Below are 21797 nucleotides of genomic sequence, written 5' to 3'. Positions count from 1 at the left end.
CGGCGAGGTTCTTATTTCCAAAAAATCATTTTTTATAAATGCTTCCTGCATAAAAGGAATATTGCAGGCTCTGTGCCATGTTTTTCGTGACGAGCGTTTTCAAGGCCTTGGCGCTGAAGCAGGGGCAGAGAAATGTTCAAGGGAAAACAGTCTGTTTAGTCGCTGTTGCTGGGCAAACACTGTTCGCTGCTGGTCATGAGCTTATGCATAAATCGAATTTAAAAAGCTTGTTGTAAGAGCGTTATGGTCTATCTCAATAACCCTCAAGGAGCCCCCGATGAACCTGTCCCGATTCGTGCGCAGTCTGCTGACCAGCGCACTGTTCGCCGCACCACTGGCTTACGCCGCCGAGCCCGTCGTCCTGCACGTCGGTGATCAGAACTACTACAACGTTCGCGCTTCGGTGGAGGCGTCGGGTGTACTGAAAGACGCGCCGTATACCGTCGACTGGAAGCACTTCCAGGCCGCCGCGCCGCTGGCCGAAGCGCTGAACACCGGCGCGCTGGATCTGGGTTTTCTCGGCGATTCGGGTTTTCTGTTCCTCGCCGCCAAGCAGGCGCCGGTGAAACTGATCGGCGTGTCGCGGCAGAACCCCGACACCATCGCCTTGCTGGTGCCCAAGGATTCGCCGGTCAAAACCATCGCCGACCTGAAGGGTAAGAAAGTCGCTTACTGGCCCGGTGCCTGGAGCCAGCAACTGACCCTGCGTGCCCTGGAAAAAGCCGACCTGCCGGAAGACTACGTCGACTTCATCAAGCTGATGCCGATCGATGCCGCCGCCGCGTTGCCTCAGGGCAGCATCGACGCATTCCCGGTCTGGGAACCTTACATCTCCCAGCAGATTCTGTTCTCCGGCGCCCGGCCGATCCTCACCGCCAAGAACCTGATGCCCGGCCTGAGCGCCATCGCCGCCTCGACACCGTCGATCGACAGCAAACGCGAAGCCATTGCCGACTTTCTGGTGCGCCTGAAAAAGGCCCGGGCCTGGGTCGACAACCACACCGACGAGTACGCCGATCTCTGGGCGAAGAAAGCCAACCTTGACCAGAACGTCTCGCGCCATTGGTTGCGTCAGGCCCACATGACCGTCGGCCCGGTGGATGCGCAGGCCGCCAAGGATTTGCAAAGCACCGCGGACTTCCTGTTCAAGGTAAAAGCGCTGCCGGCTGCGTTGGCGACTGCGCCGATTATCGACAGCTCGTTTCAGCAGGCGTTTGCCCAGTAACCCACGATGCCGGGCAGCACTGGAACCAAACACTGTGTACCCTTATCCAACCTCGGCCTGCAGCGACCTGCGGGCCGACGAAGGATAAATGGGCAAAACATGAAACGGCTGTTCAAGGTTCTCTCTGCACTCATCATCGCCACAGGGCTGGTTGGGTGTATCGCTTCTCCCATCGAAATGACGCCGCAGACCGAACAGCGTCTGAGCGCGCAACCACCGATCCGTTTTCTGCTGACCTTCGACGACGGTCCCAGCGCCTCGAGTTTCTGGAATCCGACGATGACGGTGCTCGACAGTCTGGCGACGAATCCGGTGCAACCGAACCTCAAAGCGGTGTTCTTCGTGCAGACCCGTGCGCCACGTGCCGGCGACAGCGATATCGGTCGCGAGGTCATGCGCCGCGAACAGGCAGAAGGGCAGATTCTGGGCTTCCACACGGCCACCCATTCGCACACCAATCACCGCTCCCTGACCCCGGAAGAACTGGAGCAGGCGCTGAACAAAGGCAGTGCCGACATCGCCGCGATCACCGGCGCGCCGCCGACGCTAGTGCGCCCGCCATTCTGGAACTACGACAAGCGCACGTTCGCGGCCTATCAGCAACACGGCATGCATGTGCTGCTGACCGACCTGAGCGCTAATGACGGCAAGATCTGGGGCTTCAACGCCAGCCCCCGGCGGCGGGCCCACTTCTTGCGCTCAATGTCCGAAGTGCGCGAGCGCATCGCCCTTGGCGAGTTACCGGTGGTGGACGGGGTGATTCCGGTGGTGGTGACCTTCCACGATCTCAATCGCTACACCGCCCGGCACACGCGGGAGTACCTGCAAATCCTCCTCGACAGCGCACAGGCTACCGGTGTGAAAACCGCAGAAAAGCCGTTTTACGACGACACGGCAGCGCTGCAACGGGCCGCCATGGCGCGTACCGTTCGCGACAGTTCACAGCCGGTTAAATTACCGGGGCTCTGGAATTGGATCTGGGGGGCGGACGCCAAATGACACCTGGCAGGATTCAGTTCAGAAACAACGGCAAATAACCGAGCGCTACCAGTTTTGTATCGATGTTCCCAACCCGTTCAAAGTGATCGAGGTTTTGCTCGTTCATAACCTCAGGGCAGCTGACGATAATGGTTCCCCTGTCTGGCACGGGAACCAGTTTTTGTGCCAGAGGAAAGTCTTCCTTTTTCAACGATTCAGGGCAGAAGCCAATCCATCCAATGGTTTGCCGGTCCTTGAAGGCACGGCCTTTTCTGAAATAGTTGGCCGGTACCACAGTGACCCAGTCAATTTCGGGCCAGATATTCACTGCCATGCCAATGATTCTGGTGAACATCTCCTGCGGGGACTCACACTTCATCAATAATGCACCGGCGTCTTCGAAGGACATGGCGGAAACGGAATCGAGATTGTGCGCGCTGTAATGAAAAGCGACTCCACCTTCAAGCGGGTCCTGGATGGCATTCCAGACCGAAAATTCGATCAGGTCAGGAAGCTCCGGATCATGAGCGTGTTTTACTTTTTCGATCAGCGCTTGAGTGTTGGTACTGATGTCGGTTGAAAGCGAGTCTTTCAGGCTTTTTCCTTGCAAATACCAGTTGGCCAGAAGCGGGCTGATTGCCCCGGCCTGTCGCAGAAACCCGGCAGCTTTTTCAATCTGCTTTTCAAGCGATAGGGAAGTGATGGCCTGTTTGTTGAACCTGAACGTAAAAATGAAGCTTTTGAAATTTGTCATGCGGACGCCTTGAATGCGTTGCGGGTCGGACTGCGCGCTTAATCTCGGGTTGTCTCTGTAGTGTCCCGCGGCTGCAGTTCATCAATCATCTGCAAGCAATGATTCAACCCCGGGGATACGTCGCCCACGCGCCTGCTGAGAATAATCGGCGAGGTCGCGTTGTCTTCCAGCAGCGGCGTGAAACCGATGTCGTCGCGGTGCAGCAATTGCACCGAGGCCGGCACCAGGGTGACGCCGATTCCCGCTCCCACCAGGCCGATGGCTGTTTGCAGCTCGTTGGTCCATTGCGCCACATGGATGCTCACGCCATAGGATTCGAACAATGCGATGACATGGTCGGCGTAGCTGGGCCGCGGGTTGCCGGGGTACAGCACGAAGGGTTCTTTCGCCAATTCGCGAAGGCTGATCGGCCCGGCCAGTAATGGGTGACCGGCGGGCAGGGCGGCGACCAACCGATCCTCGGTCAACACAGTCTGGATGATCGCCGGATCGTCGATGCGGATTCGGCCGAAACCTATATCGATACGCCCGGCCTTGAGCGCCTGTACTTGCTGCAACGTGGTCATTTCCGAGAGCCCCAGTTCAAGTTCCAGGGGCTCGCCGCTGCGCAAACGGCGAATCAGTTCCGGCAGCACGCCGTAGAGCGTCGATGGAGCAAAACCGATACCCAGCCAGGTCTTTTCGCCCAGACCGATCCGTCGCGTGTTGTCGCACACCTTGCCCAGTTGCTCGAGCAGGGCGGTGGAGTGCTCATGGAAAAACCGTCCGGCATCGGTCAGCTTCAGCGGCCGCCCGCGTTCCAGCAACAACACCCCGAGTTCATCCTCCAGTTGCTGCATCTGCCGGCTCAGGGGTGGTTGGGCAATGTGCAGAAGCTCGGCGGCACGGGTGAAATTGAGGGTTTGAGCCAATACCTGAAAATACCGCAGGTGACGCAGTTCCATGGAACCTCCAGACGCAAGTCGGTTGCATACCTTAAAGGTATCAAGTCAGACCAATTCTATATTGGCTTCCCGAAAAAAGCCGTACCAGAATCGGTTCCAGAACTTTAAGAACCTGACGGGTATCGACATGCTTGCAACAGCCATTGAATCGATCGAGACGATCATCGTCGATCTGCCGACCATCCGCCCGCACAAGCTGGCGATGCACACCATGCAGAGCCAGACCCTGGTGATCATTCGCGTGCGCTGCGCCGACGGCATTGAAGGTGTTGGCGAATCCACCACCATCGGTGGCCTGGCCTACGGTAACGAAAGCCCTGACAGCATCAAGACCAATATCGACCGACACTTCGCGCCGCTGCTGCTGGGCCAGGATAGCGCCAACGTGAACGCCGCGATGTTGCGCCTGGAGCGCAGCATCCGTGGCAACACGTTCGCTAAATCAGGTATCGAAACCGCCTTGCTCGACGCTCAGGGCAAACGCCTTGGGTTGCCGGTCAGCGAGTTGCTGGGCGGCCGCGTTCGCGATGCCCTGCCAGTGGCGTGGACCCTGGCCAGTGGCGACACCGACAAGGACATCGCCGAAGCGGAAAAAATGCTCGACCTGCGCCGCCATCGAATCTTCAAACTGAAGATCGGTGCCGGTGAGGTCAACCGCGACCTGGCCCACGTCATTGCAATCAAGAAAGCCTTGGGCGATCGCGCCAGTGTGCGGGTCGATGTCAATCAGGCCTGGGATGAAGCGGTCGCGTTGCGCGCCTGCCGAATCCTGGGAACCAACGGTATCGACCTGATCGAACAGCCGATTTCGCGCAATAACCGCGCCGGCATGGCGCGCCTGAACGCCATGAGCCCTGCGCCGATCATGGCCGACGAATCCATCGAGTGCGTGGAAGATGCGTTCAACCTGGCCCGTGAAGGCGCGGCCTCGGTGTTCGCCCTGAAAATCGCCAAGAACGGCGGTCCGCGCGCCGTGCTGCGCACCGCTGCGATTGCCGAAGCGGCCGGTATCGGCCTGTATGGCGGCACCATGCTCGAAGGTGGTATCGGCACCCTGGCCTCGGCTCATGCCTTTATCACGCTGAATAAACTGGCCTGGGATACCGAGCTGTTTGGCCCATTGCTGCTGACCGAAGACATTCTCAGCGAACCGCTGGTCTATCGCGATTTCGAGTTGCACGTGCCGAAAACACCGGGCCTGGGCCTGAGCCTCGATGAAGAACGTCTGGCGTTCTTCCGTCGTGACAAAACGTCTACTGCCATTCATCACGCCTGAGGAGAGCACTATGCTGTTCCACGTAAAAATGACCGTGAATCTGCCGGTCGACATGAATCCGCAAGCAGCCGCCAAATTGAAGGCTGACGAAAAAGCCCTGGCCCAGCGCCTGCAGGAGCAGGGCAAGTGGCGTCACCTGTGGCGGATCGCCGGTCACTATGCCAATTACAGCGTTTTCGACGTCGACAGCGTTCAGGAACTGCACGACCTGCTCATGCAATTGCCGCTGTTTCCGTACATGGCGATCGAGGTCGACGCGATGTGCCGGCATCCTTCTTCCATTCGCGAGGATGACCGCTGAACCCAGCCTGTTCAGTTCGCTACGCTAATAATTACAAGATGAGGAACCCACCAAAATGAACGTCAAGATTTCCCACACTGCCAGTGTCCAGAAGTTTCTTGAAGAGGCCAGCGGCCTGCTCAACGACGCCGGCGACCCGCGGGTCAAGGCCCTGGTCTACCGCATCCTGCGTGATTCGGTGAACATCATCGAAGACCTGGCCGTGACGCCGGAAGAGTTCTGGAAAGCCGTCAACTACCTCAACGTGCTGGGTGCGCGTCAAGAGGCCGGATTGGTTGTGGCCGGGCTCGGTCTGGAACATTACCTCGACCTGCTGATGGACGCCGAAGACGAGCAGGCCGGCAAGGCCGGCGGCACACCGCGGACCATCGAAGGCCCGCTGTACGTGGCGGGTGCGCCGCTGTCGAAAGGCGAAGCACGACTGGATGATGGCGTCGATCCGGGTGTGGTGCTGTTCATGCAGGGCCAGGTCAAGAACACCGCCGGCGAACCGTTGGCCGGTGCGGTGGTGGATGTCTGGCACGCCAACACCGGCGGCACTTACTCCTACTTCGATACCACTCAGTCGGAGTTCAACCTGCGTCGTCGTATCGTCACCGATGCCGAGGGTCGTTATCGCTTCCGCAGCATCGTGCCGTCGGGCTATGGCTGCCCGCCGGACGGTCCGACCCAGCAACTGCTCGATCAACTGGGCCGTCATGGTCAACGGCCGGCGCACATTCACTTCTTCATTTCCGCGCCGGATCATCGTCACCTGACCACCCAGATCAACCTCGATGGCGATCAATACCTGCACGACGATTTCGCCTATGCCACCCGTGACGAGCTGATCGCTAAGATCACCTTCAGCGACGATCAACAGCGTGCAGCGGCCCACGGCGTCAGCGGTCGCTTTGCCGAAATCGACTTCGATTTCACCTTGCAGACCTCCGCGCAACCCGACGAGCAGCAACGCCACGAGCGGGTCCGCGCACTCGAGGACTGACGGCGGAATCCTGTGGGAGCGAGCTTGCTCGCGATAGCGGTTTAACATTCAACATTGATGTTGACTGGCACTCCGTCATCGCGAGCAAGCTCGCTCCCACAAGGGTTTGTGCAGCTCGCCGGAAATATCTCAAGCTCCTGACACACTGTTCTAGAATGCCCCGACGCAACCGATAACAACAATGAGAGTGACCCGATGATGCAAGCGCAACTGTTGAGTCAGCGCAGCACCGTATTCGACCACGCCGACCCTTACGCGGTGTCGGGGTACGTCAATCAGCATGTCGGTAATCATTGCATTCTGATGCCCCGGGCCGGGCGACCGCTGGCCAGCCTCAATCATCGCAAGTTTGCCAGCCTCGACCTGTGCCGCATCAGCTATGGCGGCAGCGTACGGGTCACTTCCGGTGCGCTGGAAAGCATCTATCACCTGCAAGTGTTGCTGCGTGGCAACTGCTTGTGGCGCGGCCACGGCCAGGAACACTACTTTGCACCCGGCGAGTTGCTGCTGATCAATCCCGACGATCCGGTGGACCTGACGTATTCCGACGATTGCGAAAAATTCATCCTGAAAGTCCCCACTACGTTGCTGGAATCCGTGTGCGATGAGCAGCGCTGGCGCTATCCGGGGCAGGGCGTGCGGTTTCTGGAGAACCGTTATCAGCTCGATGAACTGGAAGGCTTTGTCGGTCTGTTGGCGATGATTTGCCAGGAAGCCGAGGCCACCGAGCAGATTCCCAAGGTGCAGGAGCACTACGCACAGATCATCGTCAGCAAGATGCTCAGCCTGATGAAGACCAATGTCAGCCGGATCAGTCTCGGCTCACAGACGGCCACGTTCGAGGTGATTGCCGACTACATCTCGGGCCACCTCAAACAGGACATCGACAGCGAAGAACTGGCACGCCAGGCGCGGATGAGTCTGCGCTCGTTGTACGGATTGTTTGAACGCAACGCCGGCACCACGCCGAAAAACTACATCCGGCAAAAACGCCTTGAACGCATCAACGCCTGCCTGAGCGACCCGACCTGCAACGTGCGCAACGTCACGGAAGTGGCGATGGATTACGGCTTCCTGCACCTGGGCCGGTTCTCCGACAGCTACCGCAAACAGTTTGGCGAACTGCCGTCGGACACCCTCAAACGCCGCCACTGAAACACCGGACCCTGTAGGAGCTGCCGCAGGCTGCGATCTTTTGACTTTGCTTTTCAAAAACAAAATCAAAAGATCGCAGCCTGCGGCAGCTCCTACGGGGTTTTTTGTGTTCTGCACAAAACGGATAAAGGTCTGCACCCAGCGGATAGTCCGCCACTTCCCCCCGTCCTAGCATGGCCCTGCCTGAATAAAAACAATGGAGGCGGCGGCCATGTCCCTGCGACCCGAATACCTTCACTCCCTGCTCGAAGATGACAAAGAACAGGGCATCTATCGCTGCAAGCGCGAGATGTTCACCGACCCGCGGCTGTTCGATCTCGAGATGCAGCACATCTTCGAAGGCAACTGGCTGTACCTGGCCCATGAAAGCCAGATCCCCAACAAAAACGACTTCTACACCACCACCATGGGGCGCCAGTCGATCTTCATCGCGCGCAACAAGGACGGTGAGCTCAATGCGTTCCTCAACGCCTGCAGCCATCGTGGCGCGACCTTGTGCCGGCACAAATCCGGCAATAAGAGCTCGTACACCTGCCCATTCCACGGCTGGACCTTCAACAACTCCGGCAAGCTGCTCAAGGTCAAGGATCCGGCCGAAGCGGGCTACCCGGCGAGCTTCAACTGCGAAGGCTCCCACGACCTGACCAAAGTCGCGCGTTTCGAGTCGTATCGCGGCTTCCTGTTTGGCAGCCTCAAGGCTGATGTCGAGCCGTTGGTTGAACACCTGGGAGAGTCGGCAAAGATCATCGACATGATCGTCGACCAGTCTGCCGATGGCCTGGAAGTGTTGCGCGGTTCCTCCAGCTACATCTACGAAGGCAACTGGAAACTTACCGCCGAAAACGGTGCCGACGGCTATCACGTCAGCTCCGTGCACTGGAACTACGCTGCCACCCAGAACCAGCGCAAGCAGCGCGAGGCCGGCGATAGCAACCCGACCATGAGTGCCGGCAGCTGGGCAAAGCAGGGCGGCGGTTTCTATTCCTTCGACAAGGGCCACATGCTGCTCTGGACCCGTTGGTCCAACCCAGAAGATCGTCCGCTGTACGAGCGTCGCGATGAGCTGGCCCAGGACTTCGGCAAGGCCCGCGCCGACTGGATGATCGAGAACTCGCGCAACCTTTGCCTGTACCCGAATGTGTACCTGATGGACCAGTTCAGCTCGCAGATTCGCATCGCCCGGCCGATCTCGGTCGACCGCACGGAAATCACCATTTACTGCATCGCCCCCAAAGGCGAAAGCGACCACGCCCGTTCGAGCCGGATTCGTCAGTACGAAGACTTCTTCAACGTCAGCGGCATGGCCACCCCAGATGATCTGGAAGAGTTTCGTTCCTGCCAGACCAGCTATCAGGGCAGCGTGACCGCCTGGAACGACATGTCCCGTGGCGCCGAACACTGGATCGAAGGCGCCGATGAAGCGGCCAAGGAAATCGACCTGCATCCGCTGCTCAGCGGTGTGCGCACCGAAGACGAAGGCCTGTTCGTGCTGCAACACAAGTATTGGCAGCAGACCATGCTCAAGGCCTTGGCCGCCGAGCAGTCCGACCTGATTCCTGTGGAGGCCGTGCAATGACCATCACTTATGACACCGTGCGCGACTTTCTCTTCCGCGAAGCGCGTTATCTCGATGACCGGCAATGGGATGAATGGCTGGAGTTGTACGCCCCGGACGCCACGTTCTGGATGCCGTCCTGGGACGACAACGACGAGCTGACCGAAGACCCGCAACGGGAAATCTCGCTGATCTGGTACGGCAACCGCACAGGTCTGGAAGACCGCGTCTTCCGCATCAAGACCGAGCGTTCCAGCGCCACCATGCCGGACACCCGCACCTCGCACAACATCAGCAACATCGAGCTGCTCGAACAGGCCGACGGCTTCTGCAAGGTGCGCTTCAACTGGCACACCCTGAGCTTTCGCTACAAGACCGTCGACAGCTATTTCGGCAGCAGTTTCTACACCCTTGATGTGCGCGGTGAAAACCCGCTGATCAAGGCCAAGAAAGTGATCCTGAAGAACGACTACGTTCGCCAGGTCATCGATGTCTACCACCTGTGAGGCAGCGGTCATGACTCATTCCATTGCATTCAATTTTGAAGACGGCGTCACCCGATTCATCGACGCCAATGTCGGCGAAACCGTGGCCGATGCCGCGTATCGCCAAGGCATCAATATTCCGCTGGATTGCCGCGACGGCGCCTGTGGTACCTGCAAGTGCTTCGCCGAGGCCGGCCGTTATGATTTGGGCGAGGAGTACATCGAAGACGCGCTCAGCGCGGAAGAGGCCGAGCAAGGTTTCGTCCTGACCTGCCAGATGCGCGCCCAGAGCGATTGCGTGGTGCGCGTGCCGACCTCATCCGAGGTGTGCCGCACCCGTCAGGCCAGTTACGACGCGACCATCAGCGCCGTGCGCCAGTTGTCCGACAGCACCATCGCGTTGTCGATCAAGGGCGAAGCCCTGAGCAAATTGGCGTTCCTGCCAGGGCAATACGTGAACCTCGGAATTCCCGGCAGCGAGCAGACCCGCGCCTATTCGTTCAGCTCGTTGCAGCGTGACGGCGAAGTCAGTTTCCTGATCCGCAACGTGCCCGGCGGCTTGATGAGCAGCTTCCTCACCGGCATGGCCAAGGCCGGCGACAGCATGAGCCTGGCCGGGCCGTTGGGCAGTTTCTATCTGCGTGATATCCGCCGTCCGTTGTTGCTGCTGGCCGGCGGCACGGGGCTGGCGCCATTCACGGCGATGCTGGAAAAAATCGCCGAACAGGGCAGTGAGCATCCGCTGCATTTGATCTACGGCGTGACCAACGATTTCGATCTGGTGGAAATGGATCGACTCGAAGCGTTTGCCGCGCGAATCCCGAACTTCAGCTTCAGTGCCTGCGTGGCCAACCCGGACAGCCAGCACCCGCTCAAGGGCTACGTGACCCAGCACATCGAGCCGCAGCATTTGAACGAAGGCGACGTCGATGTCTACCTGTGCGGTCCGCCGCCGATGGTCGAGGCGGTCAGCCAGTTCATCCGTGAAAAAGGCATCGCGCCGACAAACTTTTACTACGAGAAATTTGCCGCCAGCGCGGCGTAAGTATTCTCTGCGACATTGTCCCTGTAGGAGCTGTCGAGTGAAACGAGGCTGCGATCTTTTGATGTCGCCCTTATAAAGATCGCAGCCTCGTTTCACTCGACAGCTCCTACGGAGGGGGTGGCGCAAACACGAGGTATGTATGAACAGATTCCACGAGAAAGTCGCGCTGATCACCGGCGCTGCCCAAGGCATCGGTCGGCGTGTTGCCGAGCGCATGGCGGCGGAAGGGGCGCGGTTGATTCTGGTCGATCGCTCCGAGCTGGTGTTTGAGGTTCAGCAGCAATTGGGGCAGGGCAGCCAGGTGCTGGCGCTGACCGCCGATCTTGAGCAATACAGCGAATGCAGCCGCGTGATGCAAACCGCCGTCGAGCGTTTCGGGCGCCTGGATGTGCTGGTCAATAATGTGGGCGGGACGATCTGGACCAAGCCTTTTGAGCATTACGAAGCGTCGCAGATCGAGGCCGAAGTGCGCCGTTCGCTGTTCCCGACGTTGTGGTGCTGTCATGCCGCGCTGCCGTTCATGCTTGAACAAGGGAGTGGCGCTATCGTCAACGTTTCGTCCATCGCCACGCGCAGTGTCAATCGTGTGCCGTACGGTGCGGCGAAGGGTGGGGTCAACGCGCTGACCGCTTGCCTGGCCTTCGAAACCGCCGGTCGCGGGATTCGAGTCAATGCCACCGCGCCCGGTGGCACCGAAGCGCCGCCGCGAGTCATTCCGCGCAACAGCGCCGATCAGAGTGAGCAAGAGAAGGTCTGGTATCAGCAGATTGTCGACCAGACGCTCGACAGCAGTTTGATGAAGCGCTATGGCACGCTGGATGAACAGGCAAGCGCTATTCTGTTTCTGGCCAGCGACGAAGCGTCCTATATCACCGGCATGATCATGCCGGTCGGTGGCGGAGACCAGGGCTGAGCAACTTACAGGCGACGCTGAAACGCTTTGATGATTCTGAGCGTGGCGTCGCTTGTGTTCAGGTTCTGGACTGCGTCCAGCGGATACCAGATGCAATCGAAAATTTCGTTTTGCGGGCGGGCCTCATCCGCGTTCGCCACAAAGGCCTCGTACACATGGTGTCGGGTGCTGCCCGTTTGCAACTCCATCAGATACAGCAACCCGTCGGCCCCAAGCCCTGTCTCTTCCTGAAGCTCTCGCGTGGCGGCGTCGGCAATGGCTTCACCACGCTCAACCTTTCCGCCGGGCAGCATCCAGCGACTCCTTGGCTTGCGCACCAGGAGAATGTGCCGGTCCTGCTCGCAAATGACGGTCGCGCGTACTTTCATGTGTTACCTGATTGCCGTTTGTCATAAATCAGTCATAAAAATGCAATATTCGAGCCGGGGTGTCTGTCTCAATGGTTGGAGTGATGGACGAAGTTGAAAGTGCAACCGGATGTCGGAATCCTGGCGCGACGTCTGGTCCGCACTTCATGGAAGGTCGGGTGTAAGGTATTGAAGTGAATCCAGGATCATCACTGCCGAAATGGAGGTGACTATGAGCGTTCCGATGCTGACCAAAATGCACATGAACGGTTATGACGTACTCAGCGTGAACAACGGCCCGTGGCGGGTGTGCACCAAAGGTGACCGGCTTGGAGCCTTTGGCAGTAGAGAGGAAGCATTGGCCTTTGCGGCCGCTCTTCCCGGCTACAAGGCCAAGGCAAGTCGGCCTGCACGCAGCCAGAAATCAGATAAATAGCGCACTTGCAGCCCCGGTTCGCCGGGGCTTTTCTTTGTTGGGCGCTGAGATCCCGCGCTAATAACCGCCGCCGCCGGTGCTGCGGGAGGGCTCTCGGGCTTTTTGCTGTGCGTTACTCCATTCCGCGCAGGTCATGAAGCTTGTATGGTCGACCTTGCCCCTGCCATCGAAACTGACGTTGTACGTCTGCTGATGGCCGGCCTGCTTCAGCTTGTAGTCAAAGCAAGTGCCAGGCTCAACGGTGCGATCCGTTATGGATAAAGGCTGGCCGCCAATCTGCTGGACTTGATCCTTGCTCATACCGGTCTCGACCTTTGCGACCAGCGGCTGATCCCGATAGACACGCGATTCGGAGCTGCAGCCACCCGACGCGGCCAATACAACGACCAGCGCACATAGAGGCTTGTGCATGGCGGTGCTCCTGCTAATGAGTTTTCGTTCGAGTGATCACCTTGGCTTTCACTTCCTCGGCATAACCCTTCAGTCGTTCTTCATCTCCCTGAAACAACTCGCACAGCTTCAGGGTTGCTTGCGCATCCACATCATTGCCGGCCAGGCGTAGCTGCTCTGCGATGCGCAAAAGCTCTACCGCTGACCATCTCAAATCCGACGCAACGCTTTGCAGGTTACGCCGAAGTTCGTTTTCAGATTCGTTAAGCCACATGATGACCTCCTGCCAATCCCCGCTACGAAATTTTAGTCCCATTTCCCGAGTCAGGACGTTTTGTTCGTCTGGACCGTTGGTGCAGCCTTTCGTCGGGAAAAAGAACGCGAACCCGCAGATCTGATGTCGTAGTGAGGTATTGAATTTTTGCTAGGGCGAGGCAACTTCAAATGACGGCTACTGATGACTTTAGATTTCATGCCCATGAGCTGATGGTTGATCTGGACGCGGCTACCACGGAAATGATGAAACTGATTTCTGCACATCAGTTGAGCGGCCCGGAATGGGAGCGGGTCACTCAATGGCAGCATGAAGCGTACGAAAGATGGATGACTTATCTGAACGAGAGGTCGTATCCGCATCCCGGCGATCACAACGCCCCTTGCTGAGTTCAGTGCAGCGGATGGATGTCTGGACAGCGACACGCTACATTCCCTTTTTTCGGGTTAAGGAAGCGTCATGCGCAAATTGATTGGGGGAGTAGGGTTGGCGTTGCTGGCGGGCTGTTCGTTGCCCGCGTCCCTGGTGCCAGGTGAGCCCAATGTCAGCAAGTACAGCAACAAGGCGCCAAAAGACTATGCCGCGTGCGTGCTGCCGGCGTGGCAGAAGGAGATACCCAACACGACCCAATCGGCGATTTCCAATGGCTACAGGGTCACGGCACCGAGCATCATCACGGCCGACGAGATCGTGGACATAGTGAAATCCAAGGATGGCAGCCACGTGTCGCTTTATCAGGGGCCGCCTTGGGCGAAATCCGGGGCGTTGCGTCAGGCAGTGCGTGATTGCCTTTAAGGGTTAGTCGGTGATATCGGTCACCTGGATGATCGGGTCGCCGCTTGCCTGAGTGCTCGCACTGGTTTTCTTTTCCCGACGATCGTTCATCCAGTTGTCCACCTGAGCATTGAATTGCGCCGGCGCTTTTCGTCCGACCTTCCTGGCGAGATCAAGAATGGTCTGCTGGGCGAGGGCGTCTTCCATGCGTTTCTGCGCGGTCATCATGGCGGCATGAACTGCGCAAGGACCTGCCAGCGCCCACGCCGGCGCGGAACCTTCGAACAAGGCGCAACGCCCCCGAATCTCTCGACAATCGAAGATGAGCTTCTGGCCGTCGATGGCATTGACGATATCCAGAATGCTGATTTCGTCAGAAGGGCGGGCCAGCTTGAACCCGCCGCGCACGCCTTCAGTGGCGACCACCAGTTTTGCCTTGGCCAGTTTGGTGAAAATTTTTGCCAGATAGTCCTGAGGTACGCCTTGCAGCTCAGCAAGGTCACGCACGCTCGCCTCACGGGTGTCGCCGCTATTGCCCACCAAAAAAATCAGGCAATGAATGCCGTACTCAACGCCTGCGCTGTAAAGAGACATATCAATCTCCGACTAAAGTTGTCGTAAATGTTAACAGCGGAAAGCGAGTCGAGCAACGCATCCGGTCGCGTATTAACTGCTTGTTGTGCGGCAGAGTTGGCTGTTCATAAGCCTTTTATGGACAAATCAAACTTTTCGATACTAACCATCAGTAATTTCGTTTTGTGCCAAGTAACTAGGATCAATATAGTCGCCGTTGTCCGGTCAGCAGTGGTAAGCAGTCGCTACCGAAGAGCGTGACCTTTAACGAATTCATCACTTGGTCTTTCTCCCCGGAGTTAAAAATGAAACAGCACATCTTGGTTATCGGCGCAGGTTTCGGTGGCATGTGGACGGCTTTGAGCGCCACGCGTTTGTTCGACATTCATGGTCACAACGACGTTGAAGTGACCGTTCTGGCCCCTCAGGCCGAGCTGCGAGTCCGTCCGCGCTTCTACGAGCCGAATGCTCACCAACTGGCCGCACCGATCGGCGAACTGTTTGATGCGGTCGGCGTTAATTTCATCAAAGGCTCTGCCGAGACCATCGACGTTGAGCAAAAACGTGTCGGCTACGTCGATGCGTCGGGCAACCAGCAAGTGTGCAGCTACGACAAACTCGTTCTGGCGACCGGCAGCCGTCTGGCACTGCCGAACACTCCAGGTGTGGCGGAACACGCCTTCGACGTCGACCAGATTGAACAGGCTGTACGCCTGGAAAATCACCTCAAGTCCCTGGTCAACCTGCCAGAAAGCAAAGCTCGCAACACCGTAGTGGTGGCTGGCGGTGGCTTCACCGGGATTGAAACCGCGACTGAAATGCCTGCGCGTCTGCGTGCCATCCTGGGTGATCGTGCCGACATCGAAGTGATCATCGTTGATCGTGGCGAGAAGGTTGGCGGGTCCATGGGCGCCGAAATCGCCGAGTCGATTGCTGAAGCCAGTATCGAAACCGGCGTGAAATGGCGCTTGAAATCGTCGGTCGTCGCCGTCGATGAAAACGGCGTGACCCTGACCGATGGTCAGCGCATCGATGCCAAAACCGTGGTCTGGACCACCGGTGTGCGCGCCAGCTCGTTGACCGAGCAGATCCCGGCCGAACGCGATCACCTGGGCCGTCTGCACGTCGACGCGCACTTGAAAGTCATTGGTCAGGAAGACATCTTCGCCACCGGCGACGTCGCCTACGCCGCCAGCGATGACATCGGCAACTTCGCATTGATGACCTGTCAGCACGCCATCTCGCTGGGTCGTCATGCCGGTAACAACGTGGCCGCGCAGATCCTGGGCGTGGACCCGACCCCGTACAGCCAGCCTAAATACGTGACCTGTCTGGATCTGGGTGCCTGGGGAGCGGTCTACACCGAGGGTTGGGACCGCCAGGTGAAGTTGGTCAAGGAGGAAGCCAAGGCGTTGAAGACCCAGATCAACACGATGTGGATCTACCCGCCCGCGGCTGATCGTGTCACTGCGCTGGCTTCAGCGGATCCGATGATTCCTGTGGCCTGAAACGTCGGCAGCGTTGCTTCGATAACGCTGTCTGTTTAGAAAAAATCCCGCCAGGGTTCTCTTGGGCGGGATTTTTTTTGCGCCTTGAACGGTTGCGGTCGTGAAATTTAACGTGTACTTTTTCATGAAAATATAAGTATAAAAATTCACGAGGCCTGCATGTTTCAGCAATCTACCCAGCACGTCGCCAGCTATTACGCCCACACCTGCGCCGATCGTCTGTTCGATCGAGCCGCGTTGGAGGGCGAGCAGGACACCGAAGTGTTGGTCATCGGGGCCGGCTTCAGTGGATTGCATACGGCGTTGCGTCTGGCCCTGGCCGGCAAGCGCGTGACGTTGCTGGAAGCCAGTCGGGTGGCCTGGGCCGCCTCCGGTCGCAATGGCGGTCAGGCCATTCTCGGTTGGTCGTGTGACATGCCGCCGTTGGAGGCGGCGCTGGGTTATGAGCGCGCGCGCCGGTTATGGGACAGCATGCGTTGGGCTGCCCGGGAGTTGCGAGACTTGCCCGCGCGCCATGGTTTCGATTGCGACTATCGGCCCGGTCACCTCTGGACGTCAGTGATGCCGCGTCGGGTGAGTCTGCTGACAGAATGGCAACACGAGGCCAGCCACAAGTGGGGCCACGATGGTTTGCAGTTCATTGCGCGCGAAGCGTTACCTGATTGGGTCGCCAGTGAGCGTTACCAGGCAGGCCTGTTTGATCCTGAAGGCGGGCATTTGAATCCGCTGAAACTGGCGCTCGGCCTGGCCGCTGCGATTGAACAGGCCGGTGGACGCATTCATGAACAGAGCAAGGCGCTGAGTTATCGCGAAGAGGGCGATCGTTACGTGGTCACCACTGAACGCGGTCGCATTCGCGCCGACGTGCTGGTGCTGGCGTGCAATGCCTACCTTGATCGGCTTGACCCGCAATTGGCGAGTTGCGTGTTACCGGTTGGCACTTACCAGGTGGCCACCGCGCCACTTTCAGAGCAACAGGCGACCGCGTTGCTACCTAGCAATGTGTGCGTCACCGACAACCAGTTTGTCCTCGATTATTTCCGTCGCACGCCGGACAACCGCCTGTTGTTCGGCGGTGGTTGCACCTACCTGGGCGGCATGCCGAAGGACATCGCCGCCGCGACACGGCCCTATCTGGAACGCGTGTTTCCCCAACTCAGGGGCGTCGAACTGGACTTTGCCTGGGGAGGACACATCGATCTGACCCTCAAGCGCACGCCTGACATCGGTCGACGTGGCGATCTGTACTGGCTACAGGGTTACTCAGGGCATGGCGTGCTGCCGACATTGGCCGGGGCGCGTGCCGTGTCCGACGCGATACTTGGCCTGCCGGATGAGCTGGCGTTGTATCAGGGTTTGATCAACGGCAGTTTTCCCGGTGGAAAGCATTTGGCAGCACCGCTGGAAGCCATCGGCAAGGCCTGGTATCGGCTGCGCGACAGTATTTGAAGCATCAATTTCGGGAAGCCTTTAGATGGACATGCAAGAAGAAATCTCGGCGCTGGCGATCCTGATCCAGGACCTGCGCAAACACAAAAAATACACGCTGAAAGACCTGGCGGACAAAATCGGTCGTTCGGTCGGGTTTCTCTCGCAAGTCGAGCGGGGGTTGTCACGTCCCACGGTGGCGGACTTGACCGCCATCAGCGAAACATTCGGCGTGCCGACTACCTATTTCTACAGCTTGCCAAAGCCCATGGCATTGCCTTGGGTGACCCGTCCGGATGAGCGACGCACGCTGTATTACGCCGACGGGATTACCGACATCCTCGTCTCTCCAAAGATGAGGGCGTCCTTTTCAATGCTTGAAAGCCAACTGGAGCCCGGCGCCAGCAGTGGTGATCGGCACATGAACGACAGCTCGGAGCAAGGTGGCTATGTCCTCGAGGGGGAGCTGACGCTGTGGCTGGACGACGATAAACCGGTGACATTGCGCACCGGCGACAGTTTTCAGCTGGCCAGTCACACGCATTGTCGCTACGGCAACCTCACGGATCAGCTCACCCGAGTGCTTTGGGTTTACACCTGATAAAAACAACAAGGAACACTAACGATGGATGCTGTCTGCTCTGATCTGGTTGCTGAGGTTCGCGCGTTTCGTCAGCGCTTCCCGCAGGTGCGTTACGTTGACCTGATTTCCCTGGACATCCCCGGGCATTTTTACGGTAAACGTTACCCGATAGAAATGCTCGAGAAGGTCGCCGCAGGCAGCGCGCTCAAGCTGCCGCAAAACTGTGTGTTGCTGGGCACGCAGGGCGGTCTGTTCAAAATCGGCGACTACTGTTTCAACGACGGCGACCCGGATGCTCCACGCCGCCTGGTGCCCGGTACGCTCAAGCCAGTGAGCTGGGAAAAACAACTGCTGGGGCAGATGCTGATTACCTCAAGCGGTACTGAAAAGCCCATCGTCTTCGAGCCGCGCGAAGTGTTGGCGCAGGTGCTCGAGCGCCTCGGCCGAAAAGGGATTTTCCCTGTGGTCGCGTTCGAACTGGAGTTCTATCTGTTCGATCGTCAGCTACGTGACGGCTTGCCACAGTTCCCTCGCGATCAGCTGACCGACGATGCCGATGATCAGCCGAATATGCACATCGAACGGCTGTCGAGATTTTCACCGGTACTCGATGACATGGTCGAGACGGCGCGGGCGCAAGGCATCGATGCCACGGTGATCACTGCGGAGCTGGGCCCGGGCCAGTTCGAGATCAATTTCGGTCACCTTGACGACGGCCTGCGTGCGGCCGACTGGGCGGCCCTGTTCTGCCGCAGCACACGGGGCGTGGCCCTCAAGCACAACCACCGCGCCAGCTTCATGGCAAAACCCTACTTGCAGCACCCCGGTAGCGGCATGCATGTGCATGTGAGCCTTTACGACGAGGCGGGAACCAACCTGTTGGCGGCTGACAATCAGCAGGCGCTGCGCCATGCAGTGGCCGGTTGCCTTGAAGTGTTGCCGCATTGCATGCCGATCTTTGCACCGAATCACAACGCAATGCGTCGCTTGAGCGGCACGGTGAATGTCGCGACGCGCGCCAGTTGGGGCTTTGAAGATCGTGACGCCTGCCTGCGGGTGCCGGAGTCGGACGCTAAAAATCTGCGCATCGAACATCGCCTGGCGGGCGCGGATGCCAATCCTTATCTCGTGTTGGCGGCGATTCTGGTCGGGCTGGAGCAAGGGCTGGAAGTGGGGCGTGAACCGATTGCATCCCTCAACGAAGATCGTGGCAGCGGAATCGACTTCCCGTTGGAGATGCTGGAGGCCGTGCGTTCGATGCAAAACAACGCGCAGCTGCGCGAGGGTTTGGGGGCTGAGTTTGTAGATGTCTACTGCGAAAACAAGCGCCAGGACCATTTGGCATTCCTGCAGGACATCAGTGCGCGGGAGTATCGCTGGTACCTCTAAATCAGTCCTTGTCGGTGCTCGTCCATAAAAAATGTGTGGATATTTAATGAGTTAGACGTTTTAGTAACTGGATAGTGAATCAAAATATCTTGTTACAGGCAGAAATATTAAGTAATATTCGCCCCGCGTTCACCACCACGGTTTATGCATTTTGAGTCCCAGGCGTCCATCAGCTGCCTGGGATTTTTTTTGCCTGAAATTCGGACCGGTGCGCTCAATCTGACCCGGTGCATCAAAATCACGGTGGCAAATGATGCATATCCGCTACCGCGAAATGATCCCGTGATCGATCGCGTATTTGACCAGGGCCGCCGGTTTGTCGATGTTGAGTTTGCGACGGATGCTCAGGCGATGGGTTTCTACCGTGCGAACGCTGATGTCCAGTTCGCGGGCCATCTCTTTGTTGTTCAGCCCTTGAGCCATCTTGTACAACACCTGGCTCTCGCGCGGTGTCAGCTCGTTGTCGGTATTTTTATCGGCGATGAGCCGCTGGGCGATCTCGGCGCTGTAGAACGTGCCGCCGCTGGCGATGGCTTCGATCGCCGCGATGATTTCCCGCGACGGTGAATTCTTCAGCACATAGCCGCTGGCCCCGGCGCGAACGGACTCACTGACGTATTCATTATTGTCGTACATGCTGAGCACCAGCACCTTGAGCGACGGGTACTGGCTGCGCAACAGCCGGGTCAGCTCGAGCCCGTTCATGTCCCGCAGGCTGATGTCGACCAGCAACAGGTCCGGCTGGCAGCGCCCGACCATTTCAATGGCATCCGCGCCACTCTCGGCTTCGCCCACCACTTCCAGGGGGGCCATGACCGCCAGCAGTGCTTTGATCCCGTCGCGGACCAGGGCGTGATCGTCGACCAGGGCGACGCGGATCGGGTAGGGCAGGTTCATCGCGGGTATTCACTCTTGTTGTCAGGGGGCGAGTCAGCGTGTTGTACCGGGCATTTTCATTGGCAGCCAAACGTCCAGCTCACTTCGTCCCGGCATCGAGATCAGGTCGAATCGTCCACCAAAATGCTCGACACGCTCACGGATATTGCGCAGGCCAATGCCCGCGTGACGACGTTCGACCTGGGCGACGTTGAAACCGATACCGTCATCGACCACTGTCAATCGTATGGAATCTTCGGACCCGTGCAGGGTAATGGAGACGTTTTTAGCCTGGGCGTGTCGTTCAATATTCGTCAGGCCTTCTTGCACGATGCGAAACAGCGAAACCGCTGCCCCATCAACCAAATGACAGTCGAATTCGTTGTCGTTGTAGGTCACTACCAGGCCGCTGCGTTGCTCGAATTCCGCGGCGAGTTGACCGATCGCCGCCGGCAGGCCCAAGGTGTCGAGCAGTGAGGAACGCAGGTCGTGAGAGAGGCTGCGAACCTCGCCAATCGCTTCCCCCAGGCGTTCCGTGGCGTCCCTCAACGTGCTCAAACCCTTGTCGTGTGCTTGCCCATTCTCGAGCAGATGGCTGGCCAGCTCGAACTGAAACTTGATGGAGACCAGTAGCTGGCTGATGCCGTCGTGCAGTTCACGGGAAACCCGCGAGCGCTCTTCCTCTTGCAAGCTGACGATACGCTGAGTCAGGCGCTGCAGTTTTTTGTCGGCCAGACGATGCTCGCTGACGTTCAGCGTCATGCCGCTGGCGAAGACAAACAGCACCGCCACGAGGGCCACCGCGGCAATCGCCAGCATGGTTTTACGAATGCCCTGGGCCACTTCGTCACGCGCTTGCTGGGTCGCGCGCTCAACGTCTTCAAGGTAGATGCCGGTGCCGAGCATCCATCCCCAACGATCCAGCATCACCACATAGGCGAGCTTGTCGGTCACTTGGCCGGAAGAGGGTTTGTTCCAGGCGTAGCGTTGAAAGCCTTCGCCCGATTGCGCACTTTTGAGCAACGCCTGGATCACGGGCAAACCGTGAGGGTCCTTCATGTCCCACAGGTATTTGCCCACCAGCTCGGACTGGCGCGCGTGCATCAGGCTGCGACCTTCGTGGTCGTAGACGAAGAAGTAGCCATTGATGCCAAAGCTGAGCTTGCGCAGTTCTTCCAGCACTTGTTGCTGTGCGTGTTCGTCACCGTGGCCGTCGTCGTACAGCGGTTCGATCAGGCTTTGCGCCATTTCGACGTAGTTTTTAAGTTCTGCGCGCTTGCTCGCCAGAATGCTGTCTTCGATCAGTTGTGCCTGTTGTTCACCCAGTTGCCGGTTCATGGAGATCACCAGCGCGCAGATGACGGCGATGGCCAATACCAGCGGCAGAATCCCGAGCGCGACGATTTTGTGTTTGAGCTGCATCTTGGCTCCTGACCGGACTGAGGGGAGGCTAAGGCCCGGCATCATATGCCAAAGATACGCGGGTCCAGTAGCGGTGCTGGACGGAATGACCTCAGGTGTACATATCCATTTCTGCGGTAACGGCCGCTTAGGGTTTCGCCCTTACGGCGAGTCACTTTTGACAAACGCCTCAAAAGTAACC

At 58.4% G+C, this 21797-nt stretch carries 26 protein-coding genes; 17 read left to right on the top strand and 9 right to left on the bottom strand.

Annotated elements, in window-relative coordinates:
* The first annotated feature begins 277 nt into the window (after positions 1 to 277).
* Both ACA079_RS20020 and ACA079_RS20015 read left to right on the top strand, forming a co-directional pair.
* Positions 278 to 1225, top strand: coding sequence for an ABC transporter substrate-binding protein (locus tag ACA079_RS20020; protein WP_008157325.1), 948 nt, complete (start codon positions 278 to 280; stop codon positions 1223 to 1225).
* Between the two features lie 99 nt (positions 1226 to 1324).
* Positions 1325 to 2224, top strand: coding sequence for a polysaccharide deacetylase family protein (locus ACA079_RS20015; RefSeq protein WP_497700642.1), 900 nt, complete (start codon positions 1325 to 1327; stop codon positions 2222 to 2224).
* 13 nt (positions 2225 to 2237) lie between these two features.
* Here ACA079_RS20015 and ACA079_RS20010 read toward each other — a convergent pair whose 3' ends face one another.
* Both ACA079_RS20010 and ACA079_RS20005 read right to left on the bottom strand, forming a co-directional pair.
* A complete protein-coding gene (locus ACA079_RS20010; RefSeq protein ID WP_497700641.1) occupies positions 2238 to 2957 on the bottom strand; it encodes an Imm52 family immunity protein in 720 nt (239 codons plus the stop codon).
* A gap of 38 nt (positions 2958 to 2995) precedes the next feature.
* Positions 2996 to 3901 carry a LysR family transcriptional regulator gene (locus ACA079_RS20005; protein WP_497700640.1) on the bottom strand — a complete coding sequence of 302 codons (906 nt, stop codon included), beginning with the start codon at positions 3899 to 3901 and terminating at the stop codon, positions 2996 to 2998.
* A gap of 127 nt (positions 3902 to 4028) precedes the next feature.
* Between ACA079_RS20005 and ACA079_RS20000 the strand changes: the two genes are divergently transcribed.
* The 8 genes from ACA079_RS20000 (at position 4029) to ACA079_RS19965 (ending at position 11616) form a co-directional block, all read left to right on the top strand.
* Positions 4029 to 5177, top strand: coding sequence for a muconate cycloisomerase family protein (locus tag ACA079_RS20000; protein WP_497700639.1), 1149 nt, complete (start codon positions 4029 to 4031; stop codon positions 5175 to 5177).
* A gap of 10 nt (positions 5178 to 5187) precedes the next feature.
* On the top strand, positions 5188 to 5478 hold the full coding sequence (gene catC, locus ACA079_RS19995; RefSeq protein WP_046053497.1) for a muconolactone Delta-isomerase: 291 nt from the start codon (positions 5188 to 5190) through the stop codon (positions 5476 to 5478).
* Between the two features lie 55 nt (positions 5479 to 5533).
* On the top strand, positions 5534 to 6463 hold the full coding sequence (gene catA / locus ACA079_RS19990) for a catechol 1,2-dioxygenase (RefSeq protein ID WP_497700638.1): 930 nt from the start codon (positions 5534 to 5536) through the stop codon (positions 6461 to 6463).
* A 195-nt stretch (positions 6464 to 6658) separates the two neighbouring features.
* On the top strand, positions 6659 to 7618 hold the full coding sequence (locus tag ACA079_RS19985) for an AraC family transcriptional regulator (RefSeq protein ID WP_497700637.1): 960 nt from the start codon (positions 6659 to 6661) through the stop codon (positions 7616 to 7618).
* Between the two features lie 211 nt (positions 7619 to 7829).
* Entirely contained in the window at positions 7830 to 9194 is a 1365-nt protein-coding gene (gene benA / locus ACA079_RS19980) for a benzoate 1,2-dioxygenase large subunit (RefSeq protein ID WP_497700636.1), read from the top strand.
* The gene (gene benB / locus ACA079_RS19975) at positions 9191 to 9679 is read left to right on the top strand and encodes a benzoate 1,2-dioxygenase small subunit (RefSeq protein ID WP_497700635.1); all 489 of its coding nucleotides are present in this window, start codon (positions 9191 to 9193) and stop codon (positions 9677 to 9679) included. The genes benA and benB overlap by 4 nt, the downstream gene beginning before the upstream one ends.
* A gap of 10 nt (positions 9680 to 9689) precedes the next feature.
* Positions 9690 to 10703 (top strand): benzoate 1,2-dioxygenase electron transfer component BenC, encoded by a 1014-nt coding sequence (gene benC / locus ACA079_RS19970; protein ID WP_033057713.1) that lies wholly within the window; start codon positions 9690 to 9692, stop codon positions 10701 to 10703.
* A gap of 139 nt (positions 10704 to 10842) precedes the next feature.
* Positions 10843 to 11616 carry a 1,6-dihydroxycyclohexa-2,4-diene-1-carboxylate dehydrogenase gene (locus ACA079_RS19965; protein ID WP_008154556.1) on the top strand — a complete coding sequence of 258 codons (774 nt, stop codon included), beginning with the start codon at positions 10843 to 10845 and terminating at the stop codon, positions 11614 to 11616.
* A 5-nt stretch (positions 11617 to 11621) separates the two neighbouring features.
* Here ACA079_RS19965 and ACA079_RS19960 read toward each other — a convergent pair whose 3' ends face one another.
* On the bottom strand, positions 11622 to 11984 hold the full coding sequence (locus ACA079_RS19960) for an NUDIX hydrolase (RefSeq protein WP_497700634.1): 363 nt from the start codon (positions 11982 to 11984) through the stop codon (positions 11622 to 11624).
* Positions 11985 to 12195: 211 nt separating this feature from the next.
* On the opposite strand from ACA079_RS19960, the gene ACA079_RS19955 reads away from it, so the two are divergent.
* Positions 12196 to 12399: a hypothetical protein gene (locus ACA079_RS19955; RefSeq protein ID WP_008154564.1), complete on the top strand. Its 204-nt coding sequence runs from the start codon at positions 12196 to 12198 to the stop codon at positions 12397 to 12399.
* A gap of 57 nt (positions 12400 to 12456) precedes the next feature.
* On the opposite strand, the gene osmE is transcribed toward ACA079_RS19955, so the two are convergent.
* Both osmE and ACA079_RS19945 read right to left on the bottom strand, forming a co-directional pair.
* Positions 12457 to 12810, bottom strand: coding sequence for an osmotically-inducible lipoprotein OsmE (gene osmE, locus ACA079_RS19950; RefSeq protein WP_497700633.1), 354 nt, complete (start codon positions 12808 to 12810; stop codon positions 12457 to 12459).
* 13 nt (positions 12811 to 12823) lie between these two features.
* Positions 12824 to 13063 (bottom strand): hypothetical protein, encoded by a 240-nt coding sequence (locus tag ACA079_RS19945; RefSeq protein ID WP_497700632.1) that lies wholly within the window; start codon positions 13061 to 13063, stop codon positions 12824 to 12826.
* 170 nt (positions 13064 to 13233) lie between these two features.
* Between ACA079_RS19945 and ACA079_RS19940 the strand changes: the two genes are divergently transcribed.
* Both ACA079_RS19940 and ACA079_RS19935 read left to right on the top strand, forming a co-directional pair.
* On the top strand, positions 13234 to 13452 hold the full coding sequence (locus tag ACA079_RS19940) for a hypothetical protein (RefSeq protein WP_497700631.1): 219 nt from the start codon (positions 13234 to 13236) through the stop codon (positions 13450 to 13452).
* Between the two features lie 70 nt (positions 13453 to 13522).
* Complete coding sequence (locus ACA079_RS19935; RefSeq protein WP_497700630.1) at positions 13523 to 13858, top strand: hypothetical protein; 336 nt, start codon at positions 13523 to 13525, stop codon at positions 13856 to 13858.
* Positions 13859 to 13861: 3 nt separating this feature from the next.
* Here the strand turns inward: ACA079_RS19935 and ACA079_RS19930 are convergent, their stop codons facing one another.
* Entirely contained in the window at positions 13862 to 14431 is a 570-nt protein-coding gene (locus tag ACA079_RS19930; protein WP_497700629.1) for an RrF2 family transcriptional regulator, read from the bottom strand.
* 284 nt (positions 14432 to 14715) lie between these two features.
* Here ACA079_RS19930 and ACA079_RS19925 point away from each other — a divergent pair, with 284 nt between their 5' ends.
* Entirely contained in the window at positions 14716 to 15918 is a 1203-nt protein-coding gene (locus tag ACA079_RS19925) for an NAD(P)/FAD-dependent oxidoreductase (protein WP_497700628.1), read from the top strand.
* Here ACA079_RS19925 and ACA079_RS19920 read toward each other — a convergent pair.
* Positions 15889 to 16068 carry a hypothetical protein gene (locus tag ACA079_RS19920; RefSeq protein ID WP_497700627.1) on the bottom strand — a complete coding sequence of 60 codons (180 nt, stop codon included), beginning with the start codon at positions 16066 to 16068 and terminating at the stop codon, positions 15889 to 15891. The two genes, ACA079_RS19925 and ACA079_RS19920, sit on opposite strands and share 30 nt — an antisense overlap.
* 9 nt (positions 16069 to 16077) lie before the next feature.
* On the opposite strand from ACA079_RS19920, the gene ACA079_RS19915 reads away from it, so the two are divergent.
* From ACA079_RS19915 to ACA079_RS19905, 3 genes are read left to right on the top strand one after another with little or no spacing between them, the layout of a single operon-like run.
* Positions 16078 to 17367 carry an NAD(P)/FAD-dependent oxidoreductase gene (locus ACA079_RS19915; protein ID WP_497700626.1) on the top strand — a complete coding sequence of 430 codons (1290 nt, stop codon included), beginning with the start codon at positions 16078 to 16080 and terminating at the stop codon, positions 17365 to 17367.
* Positions 17368 to 17392: 25 nt separating this feature from the next.
* A complete protein-coding gene (locus tag ACA079_RS19910) occupies positions 17393 to 17947 on the top strand; it encodes a helix-turn-helix domain-containing protein (protein WP_497700625.1) in 555 nt (184 codons plus the stop codon).
* A 24-nt stretch (positions 17948 to 17971) separates the two neighbouring features.
* Positions 17972 to 19318 (top strand): glutamine synthetase family protein, encoded by a 1347-nt coding sequence (locus ACA079_RS19905; protein WP_497700624.1) that lies wholly within the window; start codon positions 17972 to 17974, stop codon positions 19316 to 19318.
* 264 nt (positions 19319 to 19582) lie between these two features.
* On the opposite strand, the gene ACA079_RS19900 is transcribed toward ACA079_RS19905, so the two are convergent.
* Complete coding sequence (locus tag ACA079_RS19900; protein WP_497700623.1) at positions 19583 to 20215, bottom strand: response regulator; 633 nt, start codon at positions 20213 to 20215, stop codon at positions 19583 to 19585.
* Between the two features lie 33 nt (positions 20216 to 20248).
* On the bottom strand, positions 20249 to 21616 hold the full coding sequence (locus tag ACA079_RS19895) for a cache domain-containing protein (protein ID WP_056740519.1): 1368 nt from the start codon (positions 21614 to 21616) through the stop codon (positions 20249 to 20251).
* Between the last annotated feature and the right edge of the window lie 181 nt (positions 21617 to 21797).

This window comes from Pseudomonas sp. LBUM1645, from assembly GCF_059716185.1.
Note: the sequence above shows the minus strand (reverse complement) of the source record. Positions and strands in the feature narration are given on the sequence as shown.